Origin of the sequence: Bradyrhizobium genosp. A (assembly GCF_049949275.1) — a bacterium.
In the GTDB taxonomy this organism is placed as follows: domain Bacteria; phylum Pseudomonadota; class Alphaproteobacteria; order Rhizobiales; family Xanthobacteraceae; genus Bradyrhizobium.
The window spans coordinates 5,257,237-5,281,579 of the sequence record NZ_CP188196.1 but is presented as its reverse complement, the minus strand read 5'-3'; the positions used below and the strand labels follow the sequence as shown (position 1 = coordinate 5,281,579).

The window sequence follows — 24,343 nt, the reverse complement described above, 5'->3', positions numbered from 1 at the left end:
TAGGTTGCCGGCTGTACAACCGGGATCCTTCCATGCGCGCATCCGCGCTCGCAGCCTTTCTGATCGGACTGCCTGCAACGGCCTTTGCCGGCGGCGGCTTCGATATCGTCGTGCCCGGGCGTCCCGGTGTACCCATCATCATCAACAATATCGATGCGTCCTATGGCGTCGTCGAAGGCGTCTGGGGCCTTGGCAAGAACGTCCAGGTGCAGCCCACGATCTATGGCGGGCGCTACGTGGCCGAGCGGCAGCCTTCTGACGTCGGCCATTATTATCCGAGCATGGGCTTGCAGCCCGGCTATGGCCGCCTCGAGATCGAGCCCCCGGCGAACCGCAAATTGCCGAAGCCGGCCGAGAGCTATCACCAGAGCTGGGGCGCGTCATCCGCGCCGCTGCCGCCGCAAATGGATGTGCCGGTCAATCCGCCGGCGGTGATCCTGGCGCCTGACATCAACGACCATCCGCGGCGCCCTCGGCCACGGCCGCATGCAGCAATGCCCGGCAAGCCGCCGGGTTAAGAAACGTCAAAATCCAACAAAACGGAAATCAACAGGAGAGAGTAATGCGTCAGATGATTTCGGGACTGGTTGCGGCAGCTGCCGTGATGTTTGTGGGCGCTGCGCCCGCCATGGCCTGCGGCTCCACTGCGTGCCAGACGACACAGGTCTATTCGGGTTGCAACACAGGCTGCCAGACACAGGTCTATTCGGGCTGCAACACCGGCTGTGGCGGCTGGGACTATGAGCGCCTCGCCCAACCGAGCACGCAATATTACTACGTCAACCAGGGCCCGACCTATAGCGGTTCGGGCGCGTTCGCGCCGTATCCGACCTATCAAGAGGACGCGGTCGTTGCGCCCGCCAATTACGGCTACGGCCATGGCTACAGCCAAGGATATGGCTACAGCCATGGTTATCGGGCCGCCTATCGCCGCCCGTACTACCGTCCGTATCGCTACGGCTACGGTCCGCGCTACGGCTACCTGCCGCGTACGCATTACGGCTATGGCCCGCGCTATGGCTACGCCCATCGCTATGCGCCGTATTACGGCGGCCATCGCGTGCTGCGCCGCTATTACTGATCTCTGATCGGCTGAGTTCACGAAACGCCCGTCCGCGTGATGCGGACGGGCGTTTTGTATTGCCCAGCCCGCTCCGATGAAAATCGGAACGGGCTCTGGATTCCTGTTTGACGCGTTTTCTTTACGCGAACCGGGATCCACTTCGCTCGAAAACGCTATCTCTTCATCAAGCCAAGCCGGCTCGCGCCAACATAGAGCGAGAGCACGGCGGCGTTCGAGACGTTGAGGCTCTTGATCTCGCCTGGCATGTCGAGCCGCGCCACGACGCTACAGGTCTCGCGGGTCAACTGACGCAGGCCCTTGCCTTCGGCGCCCAGCACCAGCGCGAGCGGCTCGCGCAGTGCGACGTCCGAGAGGTCCTCGCTGCCTTCGCTGTCGAGGCCGACGGTCTGGAAGCCGTTTTCGTTCAGCTCGGTCAGGGCGCGGGCGAGGTTCTGCACCGTGATCATCGGCACCAGCTCGAGCGCGCCGGAGGCGGCTTTTGCGAGCACGCCGGTCGCTTCCGGACTGTGGCGCGCGGTGGTGACGATCGCCTTCACCGCGAACGCCGCGGCGGAGCGCAGGATGGCGCCGACATTGTGCGGATCGGTGATCTGGTCGAGCACCAGCACCATGCCTTCCTGCTTCAGCGTCTCGATGTCGGGCGAGGGCAGGGGATCGGCTTCGGCGAGCAGGCCCTGATGCACCGCGTCGGGCGAGAGCAGGCGGTCGATCTCCTGCGGCCGGACGATCTCGGGCGCGATCCGGGTCTCGATGTTTTCGTCTGCCAGGCGCCGTGCGGCGTTCTCGGTCAGCGTCAGCTTGCGGATCCTGCGCTGCGGGTTGGCGAGCGCCATGGTGACGGTGTGCCAGCCATAGAGGATGACGGGCCCGTCGGCGTGCGAATCGCGTTCGCGCCAGGCCGGCCGGCCGGCCGATTTCCCGGGCCTGTTGAAGGGCTTAGACCCGCTCCGGGGGCCCTTGGGGATGAATTTTCGATCCTTCATGGGCTCGCTTGTGTCACGGGTCCCGGAATATGGCAATTTGGGTGGCTTCGAGGGCGATTTTAGCTGTACGCCTCGGTTGACTTTGCCCCATCGGATCGCCCATAACCCCGCCCGGTCGCGCCCCCATCCGGGCTGTCGCGGCCTTCACGTTCCATGGCCGTCTTCGGTCCGCCGGCAAGGTCCGGCCCGATTGTGCTGCCGTCGAGCGGGGGAGTGTCCCGAGTGGCAAAGGGAGCTGACTGTAAATCAGCCGCCTCATGGCTTCGCAGGTTCGAGTCCTGCCTCCCCCACCATGCTTCGCCCTGACGGGCTACGCATGGCGCAGCCACGTGATGCCTGAAGGGCGAAGCGTGGTGTCCGGCGAAGCCCATAGGGCGAAGACGGACTGAGGTCCGATCAGCCCGCTACCCCAGCATCTCCCGCACCATCGGCACCACCTTCCGCCCGTAGAGCTCGATGCTCGTCATCAGCTTCTCGTGCGGCAACGGCCCCGCCGAGTATTTTAGCTGAAACCGCGCAATGCCAAGCGCCTTGGCGGTCTTGGCGATCTTGCGCGCCACTGTTTCCGGCGAGCCGACATAGAGCGAGCCGTGCTCGGCCTCGCTGACGAACTCGTCGCGGCCCATCGGGGGCCAGCCGCGCTCACGGCCAATACGGTCACGCATGGCCTTGTAGTCGGGCCACAGCTCTTCGCGGGCCTGTTCGTCGGTCGCGGCGACGTAGCCGGGCGAGTGCACGCCGATCGGCTGCGCGGGGCGGCCGAACTCCCTGAACGCGCGGTGATAGAGATCGACGTAGGGCGCGAACCGTTCGGGATCGCCGCCGATGATGGCGAGCATCAGGGGCAGGTCGTAATGCGCGGCCCGCACCACGGATTGCGGGCTGCCGCCGACCCCGATCCAGGTTTTGAGTTGACCGTTCTCGACCGGCGGATAGACCAGCTGATCCCTCAGCGGCGGACGCAGCTTGCCTTCCCAGCTCACCGGCTTCTGCGACAGCAATGCGGCGAACAGATCGAGCTTCTCCTCGAACAGCTCTTCGTATTTGCGCAGGTCGAAGCCGAACAGCGGAAAGGATTCCGTGAACGAGCCGCGGCCGAGGATCACCTCCGCGCGCCCATTGGAGAGCGCGTCCAGCGTCGCGAAGCGCTGGAACACGCGGATCGGATCGTCCGAGCTCAGCACCGTCACGGCCGAGCCGAGATGAATGCGCTTGGTGCGCGAGGCAATGGCGGCGAGCACGGTTTCGGGCGAGGAGATCGCGAAATCGGCACGGTGATGCTCGCCGAGCCCGATGAAGTCGAGGCCGAGCTCGTCGGCCAGCACCGCCTCGTCGACGACGTTACGGATCACCTGGGCATGCGGGAGCATGCGGCCAGCGGCGTCCCTGGTGACGTCGCCAAAGGTATCCAGTCCGAATTCGAGCGGTGCGGTCATCGATCAGGTCTCTGTGGGGAGGATCGACCAGATTTAAGGGACCGCAGCCAAGTCACAAGGCGACTTTCGGAAATGCTCGGTTTCCGATTGGTCGATCTACCGCCACATCCCCCGCATCCGTGCGCCGATGTCGATCTTCGGGCCCTGCGATGCGGAGCGCGCGGCACCTGCGGCGGCCTTCGGCCAGGCGGTGCGTTCGAACAGATAGACCAGCTGCTCCGGGATGAAGCGGGTGCGCGAGGCGTAGACGTGGCGGTCGCCCTTGGCGGCCTGGCCGTGGACGAAGAAGCGTTGCGGCACCACGAGGTGCAGGTCGTCCTTGGCGCGCGTCATCGCGACGTAAAGCAGGCGGCGCTCCTCCTCGAGCTCGGCGCTGGTGCCGGCGCCGAGGTCGGAAGGCATGCAGCCGTCGACCACATTGAGCACGAACACCGACTTCCATTCCTGGCCCTTGGCGGAATGGACGGTGGAGAGGATCAGATAGTCCTCGTCGCGCAAGGGCGGCCCTGATTTGTCGCTGGTCGCATCCGGCGGATCGAGCGTGAGCTCGGTCAAAAATTTTTCGCGCGAGGAATAGCCGCTTGCGATCTGCTCGAGCTGCATCAGATCGGCCCGGCGCGTCTCGGAATCTTCATGGATGCGATCGAGATGCGGCTCGTACCACAACCGCACGCGTTCGAGATCTACAGGCCATTCCGAGTAGCGCAAATTCTCGACGGTGCGGACGAAGTCAGTCCAGTCCGCGCCGGTGCGCGCCGGCACCGGAAGCTGGCCGAGCGCGTGCAGCGGGTCCATGCTCTCGGCCATCTGGTCCAGCACGCGCTGCGCGGTGGCGGGACCGATGCCCGGCAGCAGATGCAGGATGCGAAAACCTGCGACGCGGTCGCGCGGGTTCTCGGCAAAGCGCAGCAGCGCCAGCACGTCCTTGACATGCGCGGCATCGAGGAATTTCAGCCCGCCGAATTTCACGAAGGGGATGTTGCGGCGGGTCAGCTCGATTTCCAGCGGGCCGGAATGCGAGGACGTCCGGAACAGCACCGCCTGGTGCTTGAGCAGCGCGCCTTGCTCGCGGTTCGCCAAAACCTGCTCGACGATGTAGCGGGCCTGGTCGGCCTCATTGTGCACGGTGACGAGCTGTGGCTTCTGCGAAGAGGTGCGATCGGTCCAGAGGTTTTTTGTGAAGCGCTCGCGCGCAAGCCCAATGACGCCGTTGGCCGCCGCCAGCACCGTTTGCGTCGAGCGATAGTTGCGGTCGAGCGTGATCATTTCCGCGCGTGGCGAAAAACTCTGCGGAAAATCCAGGATGTTGCGCACGGTGGCGGCGCGGAACGAATAGATCGACTGCGCATCGTCGCCGACGACGGTGAGTCCGCGTCCATCAGGCTTCAGTGCCAGCAGGATCGAGGATTGCAGGCGGTTGGTGTCCTGATATTCGTCGACCAGCACGTGATCGAAGCGGCTGCCGATCTCGTCGGCGATCAGCGCGTCGCTCATCATCTGCGACCAGTAGAGCAGCAAATCGTCGTAATCGAGCACGTGTTGGGCCTGCTTGGCCTCGACGTAAGCGGCGAACAGCCCCTTCAGTTCGGCGGCCCAGCCTGCGCACCAGGGATAGTGCTGTCCCAGCACCTTCTCGATCTCCATCTCGGCATTGACGCAGCGCGAGTAGATCGACAGGCAGGTGCCCTTGGCCGGAAAGCGGCTCTCCGTCTTCGACAACCCGCGCTCGTGCCGGACCAGATTCATCAGGTCGGCGGAATCCTCGCGGTCGTGGATAGTGAAGGCGGGATCGATGCCGATGCGCTCGGCATATTCGCGCAACAGCCGCGCGCCGATGCCGTGGAAGGTGCCGGCCCAGGTGAGCGCGTCGCGCATGATCGCGGCGTTGTTCTCGCCCAGCACTTTGCGGGCGATGCGCTCGACGCGGCCGGCCATCTCGGCGGCGGCTCGGCGGGAAAACGTCATCAGCAGGATGCGGCGCGGATCGGCACCGGCGACGATCAGATGCGCGACGCGGTGGGCCAGCGTATTGGTCTTGCCGGAGCCGGCGCCGGCAATGACGAGCAGGGGGGCGCCCACGGTCGCGCCATCGGCCACGCCATGCTCTACGGCGCGGCGCTGCTCCGCATTGAGCGTGTCCAGATAGGTTGTCACGAATCGCCCCGGTGAAGCCTGCAGAATCAACGATCCCCGGGCGAATCGCAATGGCGGCTGGACGCAAGAGGCCTGAGGATTTAGGGGAGAGGGCAGCTTAAGTTCCAGCCCGGACGGTTTTGCAGAGATGGCCGATCCCACGCCCGACCTTTTTGAGATGCGCCGGCTGGAATCGCTGAGCAACACCATTTTTGGTGTCGCGATGACACTGCTCGCCAACGATCTGCCCAAGGCGGGCGAGTTCAAGGCCATGCCGACCTGGAGCGATCTTGGTCAACTCTATTCAGGGCGCCTGACCGGACTGATCCTGAGCTTCATCATCGCGGGCGTGTTCTGGATCAGTCATCATCGCCGGCTCGCCCGCCAGCCGGAAGCGGGCCGCCACGTCGTGCTGCTCAATCTTATGTTCCTGCTGTCGATCGTGCTCCTGCCGGTGACCAACGGCCTCTATGGCAATTACGGTATGAGCAGCGCCGTGGCTGTGCTGTTCGGCCTGCATCTCACCGTTATCGCCGGCCTGAACGCCACGCTGTGGTGGCTCGTGATGCGCGGCTTCCGCCACCAGCTGATCGCGGCCCTGTTTCCGCTGGCTGTGTTTCTACCAGGGACTCTGGTGGCGGCGGTGGCCCCGCAATATGCGACCTATTTCTGGTTCCTGGCCTTTGGCGGACTTCTGATCCGCCGCCGCATGGATGTTGCGGCGGCCGGCAAGACCTGACGGCACCGCGGCCCGTCACCCCTTGGTCGCTGTCGCGCCGAACCCGTCGGCGGGCACGTAAAGCTTGACCGGGCGGATTTCGTAGACGGCACTCGGATTGACCTGGCGCAGCAACCGCGCCGCCGCGATCGCCTCGTCATCCGTGTCGTATTCGACGAGGTGGAAGCCCAGCAGCTGCTCCTTGGTTTCTGCGAACGGGCCGTCGAGCACGATCCCGGGGCCGGGGCCACGCAAGGTGCGGGCCTTTTGGGTGTCATCCAGACGGGCCGCCGGCCCAAGGTGTCCGCTTGCCCTCAAGGGCGCCTGAACCTCGATGACTTTGGCGACGACCGCGGCGTCCTCCGCCGGCGACCACGACAAAATCTCGTCTTCCACGTGATACGCCAGGATCGCGTAAAGCATCTTCACCTCGCTTGTTTTTGGGCGCGCAGCCCGAAGAACGTATATCCGGCGCCGATATACACAACGGCCGGCTCCAAAACATTGCGATCTGCATGACCAGGCCAGCCATCACCTTACGGCAGCTCCGTCGAGAGTGGCGGCAAGCGCCCGTCCGTGCTGGCGATCTTCGGCTTCTGATGTCGGAGAAAAAACTTCAAAAGAAAAGGCGCGGCGGGGAGACCCCGTCGCGCCCGATCTCTTGCTCGCTGGTCCAGGGCTGAGAGCGCCCCGATGCCAAGCCCTTATCGAGAGCTTAGCGGGCGATCCCAGCGAGGTGACAGCGCTTGGTAAAAGACACTGGATCACCTCCTTTCGTTGATTGCGGGAGACCTCAATATAGGCCGGAAGGCCTCCGCTGTTAAGGGCAGGCGGGCCGGGCGGAACAAGGCCTGTGCGCAAGGGCGGAAAGCCGGCGAAAGCCGTCCTGGGGGCAGTTGAGACCGTCGCCCGGCCGTGTTAGGGAGCCGGTGTCGCGGGTGTAGCTCAATGGTAGAGCAGCAGCCTTCCAAGCTGAATACGAGGGTTCGATTCCCTTCACCCGCTCCATCCTTTTCAAAGACTTAGCGAGAGGGACGGCTCTTTTTTTGATGATCTCATTCTGACAAAGGCCGCTTTACATTTTCTGTTGCTCGCTTTTCGACCGACTGTTTTTTGTATCTCGCATATTCCCACACCGCTGTTTTCAGACAGGTGCGAGTTCATCAAAACCGAAAATTTTGGTTAGGGGAAGATGTGTTGGACGCGCGTGCGGAGATCGGCGGCGATGGCGTAAAAATAGGATAGACGGAATATGAGGCGCGCGAAGTTTACGCAAAAGAATCTTTGCAATACCATTATGCGACGAAAGCCTGATGTGCTCGTACTCTGACATATCTCGAGCTCCGATCAAATATTTCAGCAGCGGGCAGGCACTGCCCGTTCGCGGAAAAGCTTCATCTCCGGGTAACGTCTGTATCAATCGGTAGTCGTTCCAGGAGGCCTTAGAGTCTGGTGAGCTCTTTACTTCGAACAGGTAGAAGTCGCTGACGGCCCGTCCATCGGCGCGCAGCTGCACGTTGCTGGAGTACATGTCGTTGATTGGGGTGCCTATCATCTCCGAAGCTACGAGTAGTCCGTCACCTTCGAGCACGCTTGCGAGGAGCGTGCCGTAGAAGCCCTGCTAACGGGAAGTCTGCATCGACACGCGAAACCCCTCCGATGCCTGCACGACAGTTTTGGCTCTCGGGATGATGATTACGCTCTGAACCAGCGAGCACGAGTTCGAAGTCGGTATCGGTGCCCAACGCGATTGGCTCTTCGCAATCGTCTCCACCACCAGCATCCCAACCTCGGCTTCCATGACTTGATGGAAGCCACTGTGGACCCTTGTCCCGGGGTCCCGATTGGATGCCGATCACCCCGAATACGGGGTCCTTATTCCATGCCGAAACACAGCGTCCCTTCTGTCCTCAGCACGCCGAACGACGGATAACCACCTTGCAATGCCGTTGCACAGATCAAGATTGCAGTCGCTTGAACCCGATATCATGCATGGCCGCCCTGTTCTGTGAAGCGGTGATCCGCGCGATCAAGCGCAGCTCAATCTGCACGCCGCCTCGGCCATCGCCAACGGGTACGCGCGACGCCGAGCGGCTTAGGGCTCAGCCGTCCAGCCATGCGGCGAGACCGGCCAGCGTCTGCAATCCATACTCCACGGCGCCGAAGCCGATGACCACCTGACGCCGCTCGCGGCTGGGGTGGAGCTGGCGCATGGTCAGTACCGTCTTGCCGTCGCTCTGCTCGTCAAAGGTCACCGTCATATAGAAACGGTCGGGATCATTGGGATCGGGCGTGCCGTAGTCCATCACGATCCGCTCGTTCGGCACGATTTGCAGGAAGCGCATGAGGTTCGGAAAGCGTTGCTCCTTGCCCTCAAACACACCCACCATATCGAACCGCCAGACCCCACCCTCGCGGATATCGGCTTCGTGGGTCTCGATGCTGAGGCCCGCGGGCCCATACCATTCGGTCAGCGCCTCGGGGTCTGTCCAAGCGGCAAAGACCCTGTCGCGCGGATGATTGAGCAGTTTCACCAGCACGATCTCGCGATCGGGCGACCATGTCTCGAACAGCTTTGCGAGGTCCCTATTCATTCTCTCTCTCTTTCGCCTTGTCCAAATAGGCTTCCAGCCGATCGAGCCGCTGGACCGCGTGTCGGCGCTCCGCTTCCATCCAGTCGGCCGCCTCGTCGAAGCGCGACCGCACTAGCCGGCACCAGCGACGGCGTCCGCGCTTCTCGCTGGCGATCAGCCCGCACTCTTCCAGCACCTTGATGTGCTGGGCAAAGGAGGGCAGCGCCATATCAAATGGCTCGGCCAGGGCACTGACCGGCAACTCGCCCTCGACCAGCCTCGACACCACCGCCCGGCGGGTCGGGTCGCTGAGAGCGTAAAAGGAGAGGTCCAGCGGACTCGAATGGTAAGGCATGTGCCTTGGTAAAGGGTATTGTGATGCCAGTCAAGGATAAAAAGGTACTTGCCTTAGTGTCCAGCATCCCATACAAAGGCATGTGCCTAAGTGTTAAGGAGGACGCCAAATGGCAGTACGTGTCGATCTCATGATCTCGCTCGATGGCTTCGCGACAACGACGGACCAGACGCCCGAAAACCCGTTCGGCGAGGACTGGTCGCGTCTCGTCGGCGCCTACGTCGCGACCCGAACGTTCCGCGAGCGCGTGTTCAAGGATACGACGGGAGCAGGGACCACAGGTCTCGACGACGAATACGCCAAGGAATATTTCGCTGGTGTTGGTGCCGAAATCATGGGCGCTGGAATGTTCGGATTGCACAACTTCCCCGACGATCCCAACTGGCGTGGCTGGTGGGGCGACGAGCCACCCTTCCGGGTTCCGGTCTTCGTCCTCACTCACAAACCACGGTCCTCTCTGGAGATGTCGGGTGGGACTACGTTCCATTTCCTCGACATCACTATCGAGGATGCCCTTCAACGGGCCGTAAATGCGGCGGAGGGAAAAGATGTGCGGGTTGGCGGTGGTCCTACCGTCGTTCGCCAATTCCTCACGGCAGGTCTTGTTGACCGCCTCCACGTTGCCATCACACCGATCCTGCTTGGGCGCGGCATCCGCCTATGGGACGATCTGCGTGGTCTCGAAGCTGGCTATACAGTCAAGGCGGAAACAGCAGAGAGTGGCATCATCCACCTGACCTTCCGACGCTAGCTGTTCGCCTCTGGCCTGGTGCGACCATGGACGGTGCATAGACGGTCCATGCCGCCGCTTTCTCGCGCTGCGAGTGCAGTACTGACTGACAGTCTGCGACGGCCTAGCTTCTGCTCGCCCGGGGGCCAACGGGATCGTGGTCGAGTAGCTAAGCCATTCGGCTTCTCCCTCACAGATCCGGGCGGGCAGATTTCCGGTACCCGGTTCCTCCCGAGGGTAACCCGCATCACAACCGTGCCTGTGCCCAAGACTGAGTGATACGAGGCAACGGTCTGCCGTAATAGCCATTGAGCCGCCACGCTTCTCGCCTCATACGGCGCTTAGCTGCTTAGCACGATCCTCCCGGCGCACGCTCTGCTTTCTATAAACCGGTGTGCGCCGATGGATCGAACAACTTGTCGAGCATAGTCTGGCCGACAAGCCACTGAAGTTGAGGGGGCGTAGTTATCGTCGGCGACGAACGTTGGTCGCTGCCAAGGGATTTGCTTTCCGACGCTTCGCATAGGCGCGCCGTGCTCGCTCACGATTTCCACATACCTCGCTTGAGCACCACAGGCGGGTCCGGTTAGGACTCTCGTCCACATAGAACCAGCCGCAACCTTCGGCTTGGCAGCAACCTATCCGACCTGCATCCACTGAGGTTAGAACTGCGGTCAGTGACCACAATATCGGCCAAAGCGGCTCGCGCAGGTTCTGTCCGGCAAGACGATACAAATACAGGTCCTCGCGCTGAATGAGACCGGGCTGGGGCGGCGCCTCTACGAGCAGCCAGTTCACTGTGGCCAAGTCCGTTTGCTCATGTCGGAGCAAGGCCCCACAAATGGTCCAGATCTCTGAACGCAATGCGACGGCCTCGGCTAACGCCGACGTCGCAGCGGCCGGGTCTATCCTGGCCCTCAACGCCAGCGCTTCGATCACCGCTACTGGCATGGTTGCCCGACGTCCGCACCATGCGAGGAAGGCGACATAGTTGGGGATGAGTTCCTGTGGATCCGCCGATGTCCTCCAGTCGAGCGTGTTGGCGAAATCCAGGCACACCCGTCCACCGAAAAACTGTGTCGCTGCGCGTGAGGTATCCCTTGACATGGCTCTGCCTACCGTGGCCTATCTAATGGCCATGACCATTATAACAGAATCCGTAAAGGCGGCGAAGGCCCGATTCTCACGCCCTGGCTTCGTGCGCGGGTTCGTCAAGGCACTGCCTTTCCTTCTGAGTAATGGGGTGGCGGGCGTGGTCATGGGCGTGGCCTATCGTGGTGTTGGGCTGGGCTTCGTGCCAGCGGTGCTGTTCAGTGTCCTCGTCTACTCCGCGACAGCCCAGGCCGTCACCCTCGGGATGTGGGCAGCGATACCGCCCACCGTTCCAATGGTGGTTGCGTGTATCGCCACGAATGCGCGCTACCTCGTGATGGGCGCCCATCTTCATCAGCTCTTCGGCAAGCTACGCAAGCGGATCATACTCCCGATCTTGTTCCTCCTGGCCGATGCCTCCTGGTTGATGACAACCGCGGATGCTCAGAAAAACGAGGCCGATGCAGGTTATCTTCTTGGCGCAAGTACGCCGATGGCGATTGGGTGGATGGGCGGGACCGCTTTGGGCTACAGCCTGCCGCTGAAACCGGGCGGACCATTTGCAGTCGCGGCCGCACTATTGCCCGCGGCCTTCATCGTCACTCTGCTTCCCAGCCAATGGTGTGGCAGACGCTCCATTCTTCCCTGGCTGGCGTCCGCTGGGACCGCGCTTCTTGTTAGTCATTTCATGGCTCCGAACTGGGCCATGCTAATCGGCGGCGCTGTGGGAACCGGCCTCAGCCTGATGCGAGGAGATCATGCTTGATTGGCGAACCTTTGCCGCAATCGGCGTCCTCGGCCTTGTCAGCTACGCCTTGCGTTCCGCGGGCTTCCTTGCGGCCGGTCTCATGCGCGAGGACGGCGTGATCGCGAAGTTCTTCCGACTAGCGCCGGGCAACCTCTTCGTCGCCTTCGTGGCTGCGGCCTGCCTCGACGGTGGCTTACCAAGTTTGGTCGGCTGCGCGAGCGCATTCATCGTCATGATGCTTACGGAAAAGGATTGGGCCGCCTTGAGTGTGGGCTTTTCGGCTGCCGGCCTCCTTGCTGCCCTGCACCTTCAATAACCGTAGGTGGGCTAATGGTTTCTACGTTCCAGCAAGTCTTTTTGCGCCGAGATTTGCCGCTCTGCGAAACGCCGCTCATAGCGCTTGTAATTTGACGATTTCGAACGTGACTTCTTCTCTATGAAGGGAGAAGTCCGTGTCCGCTGCCAAGATTCTCTGGGGTCAAGTCATCACAGTCTTCGCGATCGTCCTGCTGACGATCTGGACGGCGACGGAATGGACAGCCTGGCGTCGCGGCTTCCAGCCGGAACTCGGCCGCCCCTGGTTCGAGTTGCTGGGCTTCCCGTTCTATCTGCCGCCGGCTTTCTTCTGGTGGTGGTTCGCCGTACGGTCGCTCGATAGCGTCCACATAGGGACGCCGGCGGGGCGCGAATCGCTCCTGGTCCAAGATCGACAGATCGACACCTTTACCGATCGGGCAGAGTGCCTGAGTCGGTGAATCATGGGTTAATTCTCCGCTTTGGGAGCGCGTCCTGTCCCTGCTCGTTGTGGGTGCCAGCGTATTGGGCGGAAGCGCTGTGTTGCTGATACAGGCGCTACCGCCAATACTTCACGGCTTTCCATAGAGGCGGCTTCTAATCGCGACAATAAGGCTGGCAACCGCCATTCTGACAAAGGAAAATTCTGTAACGATCTCAATGGGCCAAAAGCACCGGAAATGTCAGAATGGCCGTTGATAACGTTACAGTATTTCGAGACTTCCAAGCTGAATACAAGGGTTCGATTCCCTTCACCCGCTCCATCGGTTTTAGAGCCGTTGCTTCCCGAAGTGCTTCCCAATGGGGTACGAAAATCGAACATACAAAGAATTGTAGTCGGTCAGTAGACCGCTTACGGTGCAACGCTTGACGGCCCAAGCCTGTTAGACGGCCCAAGTCTGTTAGACGGCTCGGCGGATTCTGTTAGACGACCAAAGTATGGGCCGAGGACAAGAATGCTGCGAGCGCCGCGCCGGTGAGGTGCGGGTCGGTGATATAAGTGCCGCCGTGGAAATCGGTGGCGGTGTGGAAGTCCGCTTCCGTGTACTGACCGAGCAACGCAATGGATGCGCTGTGCGTCCCATCGCTCACCGAGATCGTGCCGCCCGAATTGTCCGTGTTCGGCGCGTACGCGAGCGTCGTCTGCGGTCCGAAACTGATCGTGTGCAGATCAATGCCGGGGGTCAGGACGAAGCCGTCGTGATGTGCCCTAGGTGAATCGGTGTAGCCGACAAGCTGGCCGGCGTTGTTAACACCCGTGATAATCGTGTCGTATACTCCACCACTGGTATCCGTAAATGTCGTCAGGTCGATGGTGGAGAAGGTGCCGCCGATGTCGACGAAGCCTTTGATATAACCGCTCGCCGGATCGGTGTAGTACCCGACGATTTCGCCCGAATTGTTCACGCCGGTTGCGATCGTTGTGTCCGCTTTTGCATCTGGATCGACCACCGTCGTGAATGTTCCGTGGTCATCGAGGAAGCTGTGAAGGACGTTGTTGGCGTCCTGATAGTTCCCGACGATGAGGTCATTGTCGCTGATGCCCCTCACGTTAACATTGTGGCCTCCCGGAACAATCAGCTCATTGTACTGTCCGTCGATATAGGTGAAACCGCGGTGGTCGGAGGAAGAGCCAAGATACCACCCGACCATATCGCCGTGATTATTGACGTCCACGGCGTAGGCTGCTGAAACCGGTGCTTGCAGGGCCTGCCGAGCGCCAGTCGGTCCATCCGGGTAGATGTAAGCCCCGGCGGTGATGAATCCGGAATCGTTAATTGCGCTCGGATCAACGAGAAGACCGTTTTGCAGAGGGGTAAAGCTGCCCGAGTCGTAGTAGAACGCATAGTCATTATTGTTAGCATCCGAAAAGGTCCCAACGATGTGCCCGAGATCGTTGATGCCTGTCGCGAAGGTGCCGCGGGCTGTGGCCAGTGGATCGCTGATTGTTTCAAGCGCGTAATTTGAGACCGCAGGATGGACCTCAAGCGCATAGAAGTCGACGCCATTGAGGCCATAGAAGTTCGCAGCATGTCCGTTCTGGTCGATAACCGTGGCGCCGTTCAGGCCCAGGCTGTCTGGCACGATGGCGAGCGCGCTGACATCGTGGTCGGTGGACCCCACCGTGTAATCGAAAACGAGCTTGGCCGGATTGTTCAGCGCCGCGCTGGCAGCCGCGTCGTAAACCGCGGTGCCGCCGTCATTCAGTGCAAAGGTCGGCACGCCGCCGGAGACTGTGACAGGCATGGTGAGGGTGACTGTTATATGGATGGTTTGGCCCACATGGTCCAACACGCCGTAGTTTTGCGAACTCACGACAGTGTCGACGAGCGCCGGCGTCGCGGAGTAGGTGGGCGTGGAGGACAGGAATGCGGTCAGCGCCGCGCCGGTGAGAGCAGGGTCGGTGACGTAAGTGCCGCCGCTGAAATCATTGGCGAGGTGGAAATCCGAAGCCGTGAACTGGCCGGCCACGGAAAAGCTCGCGCTTTGCGTGCCGTTGTAAACCAGGACCGTGCCGCCGGAATGGTCCGCATTGGGTGTGTAGGCCAATTTTGTTTGCGATCCGAAACCGATTGTCGACAGGTCGATGCCGGTGGTGGCGACGAAGCTGTAGGAACTGCCGCCAGTTGTCGCATCATAGGTACGCCCGACAATCTGGCCGGCGTCGTTGACTCCTGAAATGTGGGTGCTGAGCCCCGGCTGTGCATCGATCGTGGTGAAGACGCCGCCGATGTCGACGAAACCCTTGTCCGGGCCGCCCGCGCCGTCGTTATAATAACCAACGATCTCTCCGGAGGCATTGATCCCGGTGGCGACCGTCGTGCCGCCAACGGCATCTGGATCGACCACCGTCGAATAGGTTCCGTGGTCAAAGACGAAACTGTGGAGATTGTTGCTCGCGTCCCGGTAGGTCCCCACGACGACGTCATTTTGGTTAACCGCGGACGGAGAAACGTCATGCGCGCCCGCGGGCTGCAGGGTCTGGAATTGTCCGTAGATCTCTAGGAATGCGTGATCGACACCCTGAGCGTCGGTGTACGTGCCGACATAGCTCAATTTATCGTTGACGCCAGTCACGTTGACCGATGTGGACCCGGAGGGGCCTGGAAAGGGCTGGGGTCCCTTCAAGTTCGGATAATAGGTATCTCCTGCGACGATAACGCTATTATCATTGATCCCGGTCGGGACATTGCCCGAGAAGGGTGTATAGACGCCGTTGCTGTAGAGAAAGGATAGAGACTCGCCTGTACTATTGGTGATTCTGTCGCCGACCACCTGCCCATAATCGTTGATAGCGTTAAAATAAATAGTTTGCGCGGGGTCAGCGTTGGTATGGGCGAAGTTGTAGATTGGGGCGGTGTCGACCGCCAAGCCCGAAAAGCTGGTCGCGTAACCGTCGAAGTTCGCGTCGTTGCCGTTCTGGTCGATCGCAGTGGCGCCTTCCAGGCTGCCGGTCGTGATGGCGAGATCGCTGACATTGTGGTCGCCGGGTCCGACAGTGTAATCGAAGACAAACTTGGTCGGATCGTTCAGCGCCGCGCTGGCAGCCGCGTCGTAGGTCGCGACTCCGCCATCGTTCAATAAAAGTTTCGGCACGCCGCCAGCGATCGTGACGGGCATGTCGAACGTCATTGTAATCTGGATGTTCTGGCCGAGATGTAACACACTGTTCGGCTGCGAACTAACGATCGAGACGAGGTGCGCGGGCGTTGTAATCGATTGCGTCATCGGAAAGCCCTCAACGATATGAAAGACCAATACTGATTGTTGGGCGGTTGAAATCCGCTGCGGCTACAGCGTACCGTAATTAACAATACATCTGTGTGAAGCTAACATAATCTATGTGACATCCCTGACCGCCGCTTATCGTTGGGAGGCGGCCCCGAGGCTCCACAACTAATTGGAAAGAGCCGGCTCCGGAAATCTGAACAGGGCGATAAGTGGAGTTTCTGCCTGACGGCGGGCAAGATTGGCCCGCGAATCAGGAGAGACGGCGCGAAGGTCGCGTTGGTCTCCAGCTGTTCCACCCGTGCAGATATTCTCGGGATAGGATAACCTCATCGCAACAGATCAGAATATCAAAGAAGGTCTTCCCTTTGGGAACGCACGAGCACGTTGAGCGCAAACTGGCCGCGATTTTGGCGGCAGATGTCGTCGGCTATAGCCGGCTGATGGGGATCGATGAAATCGGGACCCTGCGTGCGCTCAAGGCCGTCCGCAAAGACCTGGTCGATGCCGCCATCGCTGCCCACGGCGGACGCATCGTTAAGACCATGGGCGACGGCTTGCTGGTGGATTTTCCCAGCGTGGTCGACGCGGTGGCCTGCGCCGTCACCATTCAGCGTGGAATGATCCAGCGCAACCGCGACGTCGGGGAGCACAAGCGAATTGTCTTCCGCATCGGCATCAATATCGGCGATATCATCATCGACGGTAAGGACATTTTCGGTGACGGCGTGAATATCGCAGCCCGGCTTGAATCTATCTGCGAACCGGGCGGTCTGTGCATCTCGGACCTTGCCTGCGATCAGGTCCGCGACAAGCTGCCCCTGAGGTTTGCGGATGGCGGCGAGCAGCAGGTCAAGAATATTCCTCGCCCCGTGCACGTCTTCGTCCTGTCGCCGGAGGCGATCGCCGAGGCACCCGAGCTATCGCCCGGCCGCATCGCACCACCCAAGTCGCGCACCAAGTCGCGCAATCGCGCGCTGATGGCAGGCGCCCTCGGGCTCCTGCTGATTGTTGCCGGCACGGCCGCCTGGTGGACGATGCACGCGCCGTCATCCCCCCGGATGGCCAGCACGCTGATGTCATCGGGTTCGCGCCCATCGATCGCTGTGCTGCCGCTGGCGACGCTGGCGGACGCAAGCAAGGAGGATTATTTCGCCGATGGCCTGACCGAAGACGTTATCTCCGCACTCGGACGATTTCCTGAATTCGTCGTCCGTTCGCGCAACGCCGTCTTCACTTACAAGGGCAAGACGCCGCGCCCCGATGAGGTCGGCCGCGATCTCGACGTGCGCTACATCGTGGAAGGCAGCATCCGCCGCAGCCCGGAACGGATGCGCATTTCGATTCGCCTGACCAACGCCAGGGGCGGAGCCTTGCTGTGGTCGGAAAATTACGACGTGGCGCCAAGCGAGATCTTCTCGGTGCAGGACGACATCACCCGGCGCATCGCGGGAACGTTGGCCAGCCGCTTGACCAATTTGGAGCTGGCCAAGGCTGCGACCAAGCCGCCGAGCAATGTGGAAGCCTACGATACGGTCTTGCGCGGCCGCGATCTTCTCAACCGCGTCAACCGGACGGCCAACTCGCAGGCCCGCGCGCTGTTCAAGCAGGCAATCGAGCTCGATCCCGGTTATGGTCCGGCCTATGTCGGCCTCGGCCGGGTCGAGCTGAACGCCGTCATGCAGGGATGGACCGGCGCCCCCGATGCTGCCTTGCAACGCGCCGCGAGCCTCGCCCAGAAGGCGACCGCCATCGATGCCACCAGCGCCGGCGCCCACGCACTGCTTGGCAGCATCTACATCCGGTATGCCGATTATGACCGGGCCCTGGACGAGATGCGGCGCGCGGTCGAGCTGAACAGCAGCGACCCGGCTAGCTATGCCGGGTTGGCGACGGCACTGCTCTGGTCGGGCGACCTCGATGGAGCGGTGAGAAACTTCGAGATCTCGGGCAGACTGGGACTCACCGCCTCGGCCAACGAGACGTTCATTCTCGGCATCGCGTATCTGCTCTCCGACCGCAATGACGACGCCATCCGCGCCCTCGAAAATTCGATCGAGCGTAACAGGACCGACCCCTACACGAACGCAATTCTGGCGGCTGCCTATGCCGAGGTCGGACGGCAGACCGATGCCGCCCGGCAAGCCGAGACGGTGCGGCGGCTCGATGCACGCTTCGACACCGCGGAGTTCGGCACATTGCTGCGCAAGCCGGAATTGCAGCAGAAACTCGTCGCCGCACTCAAAAAAGCGGGACTCTAGAGCGTTTTCGAGCGAAGTGGATACCAGTTCGCGTTAAGAACGCGTCAAAACAGGAATCTAGAGTCCCGTTCCGATTCCATCGGAACGGGACTCTAGCGAAGCTGCTTCAGATTTTCGCCGGCCGTTTGGGCAATATCAACCGGACGCTCATTGAACGCCACCACCCCGTGTTTTCCGGAAAACACGTAAAGTTTGCCATTGTTGATGGTCCAGGCCTCCGGATCGGCCTCCACCTTGCGGCCGCGTGAGAGCTGCACCGCGCAGAAACCGTCGAACTGCGGCGCGTAATGCTCAGGGTCGGCGGCAAATTTGGCCCGGTGTTCGGCACTCTTGAACCAATAGGTGGTATCGTCGAAGGCGAACGTGAATTCGGCCGAGCCTTGTTCTGGCTTGCTGTCCGTGAAATAGGAAACCGGGTCGTAGCCCTTGAGCGCGACGCGCGTGGCGGCGCTTGGCGTCATGTTTTGTGGCGTCATGTTTTGCCCCGCCGCGGCGCCGCTGAAAAACACCGCCGCCACTGCCGCAGCGACGAAAGACCGGCGTGCCAATTCGCCCATGATTGCTCCCCCAAACCATCAGTCAGCTTGAAAGATAGCACGGGGCCAGCACGCCTGTGAACACGGGTCATTGAACGGCTTTAACCGGTCCGCCTTGGGGTTATTCGCGTCGATCTGGCCGCCTCTCGGCTACGTCCGGTTTACCTCCAGCCGCTGACGTGCTGAAAACTGGTTGGTCATCGTGACGCCGCTTCAGGGTTCAATCCTTCAAGGCGTAGGCGATGACGTAGTCACCGCGCTGAAAGTTGCGACGCAAAGGCGTGCAAGCGCAAAGTTCTTCAAAATGCGCGCGACATGTTCAACAACAGGCGGGACAGTCGCCGCTAAATCTCGGGAACCATATCTGTCATGTATCTCGGCATCGATCTCGGCACTTCGGCGGTCAAGACCGTCCTCGTCGACGGCGCGCAGCGCGTGATTGCGAGCGAGAGCCGGGCCTTGACCATTGCCTCGCCGCAGCCGGGCTATTTCGAGCAAGATCCCGCGCAGTGGCTCGAGGCGACCTTCGCCACGCTCGACGCCTTGAAGGCATCGCACGGAAAAGAGCTGGCAGCGGTCGAAGGTATCGGGCTGTCCGGCCAGATGCATGGCGCCACGCTGCTTGATGCGAGCGAAAAGCCATTGCGGCCTTGCATTCTCTGGAACGACGGACGCTCCGCCGCGGAGTGCCGCATCCTGGAGCAGCGCTGGCCCGCCCTGCGCGCGACCACAGGCAATAAGGCGATGCCCGGATTCACCGCGCCCAAACTGCTCTGGATCGCTGCGCACGAGCCCGAGATTTTTGCGGCGACGACGCGCGTCCTGATGCCGAAGGCCTATCTGCGGCTGGCGCTATCAGGCGAGGCGATCGAGGACGTCTCGGACGCGTCGGGATCGCTGTGGCTCGACGCGGCACGGCGGGACTGGTCGGACGCGGCGCTGGCCGCGACCGGTCTGTCGCGCGCGCACATGCCGCGTCTGGTCGAGGGGTGTGCGCCCGCGGCCACATTGCGCAGCGGGCTCGCGCAGCGCTGGGGCATGGCGAGGTGCCCGATGATCGCGGGCGGCGCCGGCGACAATCCGGCGGGTGCCGTCGGCATCGGCGCGATCAGGCCCGGAACCGCGTTCATCTCGCTAGGAACCTCAGGCGCCTTGCTGGCGCCGACCAGCCGCATTGCCGCCAATCCGGACCGCGTGGTCCACACGTTCTGCCATGCAATCCCTGGAATGTGGATTCAGGCCGGCGCGATCCTCTCGGCGGCCTCGTGTCTGGCCTGGGCCGCGCGACTGTTCGGCGCCACTGAAACCGAGCTGCTGGCGCCACTGGGGGTGCGCCCGCAGGCCCCGTCTCCTGTGAGCTTTCTGCCTTATCTCGCCGGCGAGCGGACACCGCATGACGACCCCGTCGTGCGCGGCATGCTCGATGGCTTGAGCCACGGCACCGACCGTTCGGCGATCGTGCAGGCCGTGCTCGAGGGCGTCGCCTTCGCGCTCGCGGATTGCCGGGATGCGCTTGCCGACGCCGGCATTATGGTTACAGAAGCCGATGTCATTGGCGGCGGATCGCGGTCCCGATTCTGGCTGTCGGTGCTGGCCAACGTTCTGAATGCCCCGATTCATCGCTTTGCCGAGGGTGAAACTGGGGCGGCGTTCGGTGCGGCGAGATTGGGGCGGCTTGCTGTCACGGGCGAGGCGATCGCCGCCGTCTGCACACCGCCGCAACGCGTCGAGACCTTCGAACCCGATCGCGCGCTGGTCGAATCCTATGCCGAACGGCTTCCCGCCTGGCGCCAACTGTATCGGCCGCGCCACTAGCATCGCTTTGGTTGCGCATTTCTGCCTGTTCGCTGTTGCCCTGTGCGACGGCCTTTTGTTTAATGGGTGAACCGCGCTTAAAAAAGAGATGCGGACTGGAAACGCATTGTGCGCCGGGAGACACGATGAACGATCCGATCCTCGAGATGCGGGGAGTTTCAAAATCCTTCTTCGGTATCAAGGCGCTGCGTGCGGTTGACCTGACCGTCTATGCCGGCGAGATTCATGCCCTGATGGGCGAGAATGGCGCGGGCAAATCGACCCTGATGAAAATCCTGTCGGGGGCCTACCGGCCCGATGCCGGCGGCGAGATTCGCATCGAGGGCAAGCCAGCACGAATAGAGGGCCCGCTTGGCGGCCGGGCCGCGGGCATCTCGATCATCTATCAGGAACTGTCCTTGGCCCCCAATCTGAGCGTTGCAGAGAATATTTATCTCGGCCGCGAGATCTCGCGTTCAGGTTTGCTGGCACGCGGCGCCATGCGCGAGGGCGTCGGCCCGATTCTGGAGCGGCTGGGGGCAGACTTCCTGCCGTCGACATTGGTCGCGCATCTCTCCATGGGTCAGCGCCAGCTCGTCGAGATCGCGCGTGCGCTACACGCGCGCTCGAAAATCCTGATCATGGACGAGCCGACCACCGCGCTGTCAGCGGGCGAAAGCGAGCGGCTGTTTGCGCTGATCCGTCAGCTCCGTGCCGAGGGGCTTGCCATCATTTACATCTCGCACCGCATGGACGAGGTCTATGCGCTCGGTGACCGTGTCACCGTGCTGCGCGACGGCCGTTTGGTCGGCTCGCTCGACAAGCAGGACATCCGCGCCGACGCCATCGTTCGCATGATGGTCGGGCGCGATGTCTCCTCCTTCTACAAGAAAGATCATGATCCCGAGGCCGGGAAGGGGCACCCCGTGCTCAGCGCGATCGACATGGCCGACGGGCTGCGTGTCAAGGGCTGCTCGCTCACCGTGCATGCGGGCGAGGTGGTGGGGCTTGCCGGCCTGATCGGCGCCGGCCGCACCGAGCTTGCGCATCTCATCATCGGCGCGGCGCCGAGAATTTCGGGCCGTCTCGAACTTGAAGGCCAGCCAATCGACATCCGCACGCCCGGCGAAGCGCTCGAGGCCGGTATCGCCTATCTGACCGAGGACCGGAAGGCGCTTGGCCTGTTTCTGGACATGTCGTGTCTGGACAACATCAATCTCGCCGTGCTCGGGCGCGATGCCAAGCTCGGCTGTTTCCTGGATCGTGACAAGGCGCGCGAGCGTGCCGACAGGGCCTTCACAGGGCTCAGTATCCGCGCTGCCAATGTCGGCGTGCCCGCCGGCGGCCTCTCCGGCGGCAACCAGCAGAAGGTGTTGTTGTCGCGGCTTCTCGCCATTGCGCCAAAGGTGCTGATCCTCGACGAGCCGACGCGCGGCGTCGACGTCGGCGCCAAGTCCGAGATTTATTCGATCATCGACAATCTTGCCAAGGCCGGTACCGCAATCCTCGTCATTTCGTCCGATCTCCCCGAAATCATCGGCATTTGCGACCGGGTCATCGTGATGCGGTCGGGACATATCGCAGGCGAGGTCAGGCGAACCGAGACGTCGCCATTGACCCAGGAAGACATCATGGCCCTCGCCACGGGGACGGAGCATCTCGATGCCTGACAACGGATCGACGCAGGCAAAGGTCGCCACGGCAAACGGACTTGCCGCCGCCCAGGAAACCAAGCGCCAGCGCATCAGGCTCCTGATCCGCGCGGCGGGCATGCTGCCGGTGTTGCTGCTGCTATGCGCCGGCTTTCATTATCTGTCGGACGGCCGTTTCTTCACCGGACAGAATCTCGGCATCGTCCTGCAGCAGGCTGCCGTCAACACCGTGCTCGCCGCTGGCATGACTTTCGTCATCCTCACCGGGGGCATCGATCTCTCGGTCGGCTCGATCCTGGCGGCGTCGGCAATGGCTGGCCTGACGATGTCGAAACTGCCCGAGCTCAGCGCGCTGTGGCTGCCGGTCGCCGTTCTCACCGGTCTCGGCTTCGGCGTCGTCAACGGAGCGCTCATCGCGCTGTTGCGGCTGCCGCCCTTCATCGTCACGCTGGGCTCGCTCACTGCCGTGCGCGGTCTCGCGCGGCTGCTCGGCGCCGACACCACGGTGTTCAATCCGTCCATTCCCTACGCCTTCATCGGCAACGGATCGCTGACGCTCGTGCCCGGCGTGGCGTCGATCCCATGGCTCTCGGTGATCGCTCTGCTCGTCATCCTGGTCTCGTGGCTCGTGCTGCGCCGGACCGTGCTCGGCGTGCATATCTATGCGGTGGGCGGCAATGAGAGCGCGGCGCGGCTCGCCGGCATCAAGGTCTGGGCCGTCCTGATCTTCGTCTATGGCGCGTCGGGATTGTTGGCCGGGTTGGGCGGCGCTATGCAGGCGGCGCGGCTCTACGCGGCCAACGGTCTGCAGCTTGGGCAAAGCTACGAGCTCGACGCCATCACCGCAGTCATTCTCGGCGGCACGTCCTTCGTCGGTGGCATCGGCTCGATCTGGGGGACGCTGGTCGGCGCGCTGATCATCGCGGTGCTCTCGAACGGCCTGATCCTCACAGGCGTCTCCGACATCTGGCAGTATGTGATCAAGGGTCTGGTGATCATCGGCGCCGTGGCGCTGGATCGCTATCGGCTGCAAGGCTCTGCCAGAACCTGAAAAGGCTCTGCCAGAACCTGAAGGTTTCGCGCGCACTGAATGCGCGCTGCGTGATGCGAAATTCCGTTGCGGCAACTGGTCTGCCGTGCCGGGTTTGATGACAGACCAGGGAGGAAGCCAATGTTGAAGAAGACCACGCTTGCCGGCGCCGCGATGGCGCTCGCCCTGACCACCGCGCCAACCTTCGCCAAGGAGCTCAAGTCGATCGGCGTCTCGCTGGGGTCGATGGGCAATCCGTTCTTCGTCGCGCTGTCGAAGGGCGCCGAGTTCGAGGCCAAGAAGACCAATCCCAATGTGAAGATCACTGCCGTCGGCTTCGAATACGACCTCGGCAAGCAGGTCACCCAGATCGACAATTTCATCGCCGCCGGCGTCGACCTGATCCTGTTGAATCCCGGCGATCCCAAGGCGATCGGGCCGGCGATCAAGAAGGCGCAGGCGGCGGGTATCGTCGTCGTCGCGGTCGACACCGCGGCCGAAGGCGCCGATGCCACGGTGACCACCAACAACGTCCAGGCCGGCGAGATCTCCTGCCAGTACATCGTCGACAAGCTGGGCGGCAAGGGCGATATCATCATCGAGAACGGGCCGCAGGTCTCCGCCGTCATCGACCGCGTCACCGGCTGCAAGAACGTCTTCGCGAAGAATGCAGGGATCAAGGTGCTGTCCAGCGACCAGGACGGCAAGGGTTCGCGTGAGGGCGGCCTCACCGTCGCGCAGGGCTATCTGACGCGCTTCCCCAAGATCGACGCCATCTTCGCCATCAATGATCCACAGGCGATCGGCACCGATCTTGCGGCGCGCCAGCAGAACCGCAGCGGCATCATCATCACCGCCGTCGACGGCGCCCCGGATATCGAGGCCTCGCTGAAGGATCCGGCGTCGCCGCAGATCCAGGCGTCAGCGTCGCAGGATCCGTTCTTCATGGCGCGGCGCGCCGTGCAGGTCGGCGTCGGCATTCTCAACGGGCAGAAGCCGGCCTCGACCGTCGAGCTGCTGCCGTCGAAGCTCGTGACCCGGGATAATATCAAGGATTACAAGGGCTGGACCTCGGACCGTTCGCAGTAAAGCCCCGCAGTTTTTGCTGGCTGCGGCCTAATTCGAGAGGAACGCCCGGGAATCCCGCCCGGGCGCACCTGTAAGGTTGACCCCGGCGACCGATATGTCAAAGAAG

General features: G+C 62.1%; 21 protein-coding genes, 2 tRNA genes and 2 pseudogenes. 15 read left to right on the top strand and 10 right to left on the bottom strand.

All coding sequences use genetic code 11. The features are described from left to right. Positions 1–32 precede the first annotated feature (32 nt). Together ACP2YP_RS24720 and ACP2YP_RS24715 are read left to right on the top strand one after the other, a co-directional pair. The gene (locus ACP2YP_RS24720) at positions 33–518 is read left to right on the top strand and encodes a hypothetical protein (protein ID WP_426418899.1); all 486 of its coding nucleotides are present in this window, start codon (positions 33–35) and stop codon (positions 516–518) included. 44 nt (positions 519–562) lie between these two features. Next, positions 563–1,081 carry a hypothetical protein gene (locus ACP2YP_RS24715; RefSeq protein WP_426418898.1) on the top strand — a complete coding sequence of 173 codons (519 nt, stop codon included), beginning with the start codon at positions 563–565 and terminating at the stop codon, positions 1,079–1,081. Between the two features lie 155 nt (positions 1,082–1,236). On the opposite strand, the gene rlmB is transcribed toward ACP2YP_RS24715, so the two are convergent. Then, entirely contained in the window at positions 1,237–2,067 is an 831-nt protein-coding gene (rlmB, locus tag ACP2YP_RS24710) for a 23S rRNA (guanosine(2251)-2'-O)-methyltransferase RlmB (protein WP_426418897.1), read from the bottom strand. A gap of 207 nt (positions 2,068–2,274) precedes the next feature. On the opposite strand from rlmB, the gene ACP2YP_RS24705 reads away from it, so the two are divergent. After that, positions 2,275–2,360, top strand: a tRNA-Tyr gene (locus ACP2YP_RS24705). 111 nt (positions 2,361–2,471) lie between these two features. Here the strand turns inward: ACP2YP_RS24705 and ACP2YP_RS24700 are convergent. Then, positions 2,472–3,503, bottom strand: coding sequence for an LLM class flavin-dependent oxidoreductase (locus tag ACP2YP_RS24700; RefSeq protein ID WP_426418896.1), 1,032 nt, complete (start codon positions 3,501–3,503; stop codon positions 2,472–2,474). Positions 3,504–3,599: 96 nt separating this feature from the next. After that, positions 3,600–5,657: an ATP-dependent helicase gene (locus ACP2YP_RS24695; protein ID WP_426418895.1), complete on the bottom strand. Its 2,058-nt coding sequence runs from the start codon at positions 5,655–5,657 to the stop codon at positions 3,600–3,602. Positions 5,658–5,784: 127 nt separating this feature from the next. Here ACP2YP_RS24695 and ACP2YP_RS24690 point away from each other — a divergent pair, with 127 nt between their 5' ends. Beyond that, on the top strand, positions 5,785–6,375 hold the full coding sequence (locus ACP2YP_RS24690) for a TMEM175 family protein (protein WP_426418894.1): 591 nt from the start codon (positions 5,785–5,787) through the stop codon (positions 6,373–6,375). A gap of 15 nt (positions 6,376–6,390) precedes the next feature. Here ACP2YP_RS24690 and ACP2YP_RS24685 read toward each other — a convergent pair whose 3' ends face one another. Then, complete coding sequence (locus tag ACP2YP_RS24685; protein WP_354083779.1) at positions 6,391–6,777, bottom strand: YciI family protein; 387 nt, start codon at positions 6,775–6,777, stop codon at positions 6,391–6,393. Between the two features lie 511 nt (positions 6,778–7,288). Between ACP2YP_RS24685 and ACP2YP_RS24680 the strand changes: the two genes are divergently transcribed. Beyond that, positions 7,289–7,362: transfer RNA gene (locus tag ACP2YP_RS24680), tRNA-Gly, on the top strand. A 136-nt stretch (positions 7,363–7,498) separates the two neighbouring features. Here ACP2YP_RS24680 and ACP2YP_RS24675 read toward each other — a convergent pair. From ACP2YP_RS24675 to ACP2YP_RS24665, 3 genes are all read right to left on the bottom strand, one after another. Next, on the bottom strand, positions 7,499–7,885 hold the full coding sequence (locus ACP2YP_RS24675) for a hypothetical protein (RefSeq protein WP_426418893.1): 387 nt from the start codon (positions 7,883–7,885) through the stop codon (positions 7,499–7,501). A 571-nt stretch (positions 7,886–8,456) separates the two neighbouring features. Beyond that, positions 8,457–8,948, bottom strand: coding sequence for an SRPBCC family protein (locus tag ACP2YP_RS24670; RefSeq protein ID WP_426418892.1), 492 nt, complete (start codon positions 8,946–8,948; stop codon positions 8,457–8,459). Continuing rightward, positions 8,941–9,282, bottom strand: coding sequence for an ArsR/SmtB family transcription factor (locus tag ACP2YP_RS24665; protein WP_426418891.1), 342 nt, complete (start codon positions 9,280–9,282; stop codon positions 8,941–8,943). Before ACP2YP_RS24665 ends, ACP2YP_RS24670 begins: the two co-directional genes overlap by 8 nt. Before the next feature lie 109 nt (positions 9,283–9,391). Between ACP2YP_RS24665 and ACP2YP_RS24660 the strand changes: the two genes are divergently transcribed. Next, positions 9,392–10,033 carry a dihydrofolate reductase family protein gene (locus ACP2YP_RS24660; protein WP_426418890.1) on the top strand — a complete coding sequence of 214 codons (642 nt, stop codon included), beginning with the start codon at positions 9,392–9,394 and terminating at the stop codon, positions 10,031–10,033. Positions 10,034–10,477: 444 nt separating this feature from the next. Here the strand turns inward: ACP2YP_RS24660 and ACP2YP_RS24655 are convergent, their stop codons facing one another. Next, positions 10,478–11,119, bottom strand: a complete 642-nt coding sequence (locus ACP2YP_RS24655) for a CGNR zinc finger domain-containing protein (protein ID WP_426418889.1) — start codon at positions 11,117–11,119, stop codon at positions 10,478–10,480. A gap of 25 nt (positions 11,120–11,144) precedes the next feature. On the opposite strand from ACP2YP_RS24655, the gene ACP2YP_RS24650 reads away from it, so the two are divergent. The 3 genes and pseudogenes from ACP2YP_RS24650 to ACP2YP_RS24640 form a co-directional block, all read left to right on the top strand. Then, positions 11,145–11,870, top strand: a complete 726-nt coding sequence (locus tag ACP2YP_RS24650) for an AzlC family ABC transporter permease (protein ID WP_426418888.1) — start codon at positions 11,145–11,147, stop codon at positions 11,868–11,870. Continuing rightward, entirely contained in the window at positions 11,863–12,168 is a 306-nt protein-coding gene (locus ACP2YP_RS24645; RefSeq protein WP_426418887.1) for an AzlD domain-containing protein, read from the top strand. The genes ACP2YP_RS24650 and ACP2YP_RS24645 overlap by 8 nt, the downstream gene beginning before the upstream one ends. A gap of 136 nt (positions 12,169–12,304) precedes the next feature. After that, positions 12,305–12,493: pseudogene (locus ACP2YP_RS24640) on the top strand (hypothetical protein); the annotation flags it as partial. Between the two features lie 577 nt (positions 12,494–13,070). On the opposite strand, the gene ACP2YP_RS24635 reads toward ACP2YP_RS24640, so the two are convergent. After that, positions 13,071–15,875, bottom strand: a complete 2,805-nt coding sequence (locus ACP2YP_RS24635; protein ID WP_426418886.1) for a hypothetical protein — start codon at positions 15,873–15,875, stop codon at positions 13,071–13,073. 443 nt (positions 15,876–16,318) lie between these two features. Here ACP2YP_RS24635 and ACP2YP_RS24630 point away from each other — a divergent pair. Continuing rightward, positions 16,319–16,675, top strand: a pseudogene (locus ACP2YP_RS24630) (adenylate/guanylate cyclase domain-containing protein); the annotation flags it as partial. A 72-nt stretch (positions 16,676–16,747) separates the two neighbouring features. After that, complete coding sequence (locus tag ACP2YP_RS24625; protein ID WP_426426473.1) at positions 16,748–18,136, top strand: hypothetical protein; 1,389 nt, start codon at positions 16,748–16,750, stop codon at positions 18,134–18,136. Positions 18,137–18,228: 92 nt separating this feature from the next. Here ACP2YP_RS24625 and ACP2YP_RS24620 read toward each other — a convergent pair whose 3' ends face one another. Beyond that, positions 18,229–18,693: a YHS domain-containing (seleno)protein gene (locus ACP2YP_RS24620; protein WP_426418885.1), complete on the bottom strand. Its 465-nt coding sequence runs from the start codon at positions 18,691–18,693 to the stop codon at positions 18,229–18,231. Positions 18,694–19,041: 348 nt separating this feature from the next. On the opposite strand from ACP2YP_RS24620, the gene xylB reads away from it, so the two are divergent. From xylB to ACP2YP_RS24600, 4 genes are all read left to right on the top strand, one after another. Next, positions 19,042–20,487, top strand: coding sequence for a xylulokinase (xylB, locus tag ACP2YP_RS24615; protein WP_426418884.1), 1,446 nt, complete (start codon positions 19,042–19,044; stop codon positions 20,485–20,487). Between the two features lie 125 nt (positions 20,488–20,612). Further along, a complete protein-coding gene (locus ACP2YP_RS24610) occupies positions 20,613–22,136 on the top strand; it encodes a sugar ABC transporter ATP-binding protein (RefSeq protein WP_426418883.1) in 1,524 nt (507 codons plus the stop codon). Continuing rightward, a complete protein-coding gene (locus ACP2YP_RS24605) occupies positions 22,129–23,169 on the top strand; it encodes an ABC transporter permease subunit (RefSeq protein ID WP_426418882.1) in 1,041 nt (346 codons plus the stop codon). The genes ACP2YP_RS24610 and ACP2YP_RS24605 overlap by 8 nt, the downstream gene beginning before the upstream one ends. Positions 23,170–23,289: 120 nt before the next feature. Beyond that, positions 23,290–24,237, top strand: coding sequence for an ABC transporter substrate-binding protein (locus ACP2YP_RS24600; RefSeq protein WP_426418881.1), 948 nt, complete (start codon positions 23,290–23,292; stop codon positions 24,235–24,237). The last annotated feature ends 106 nt before the right edge of the window (positions 24,238–24,343 follow it).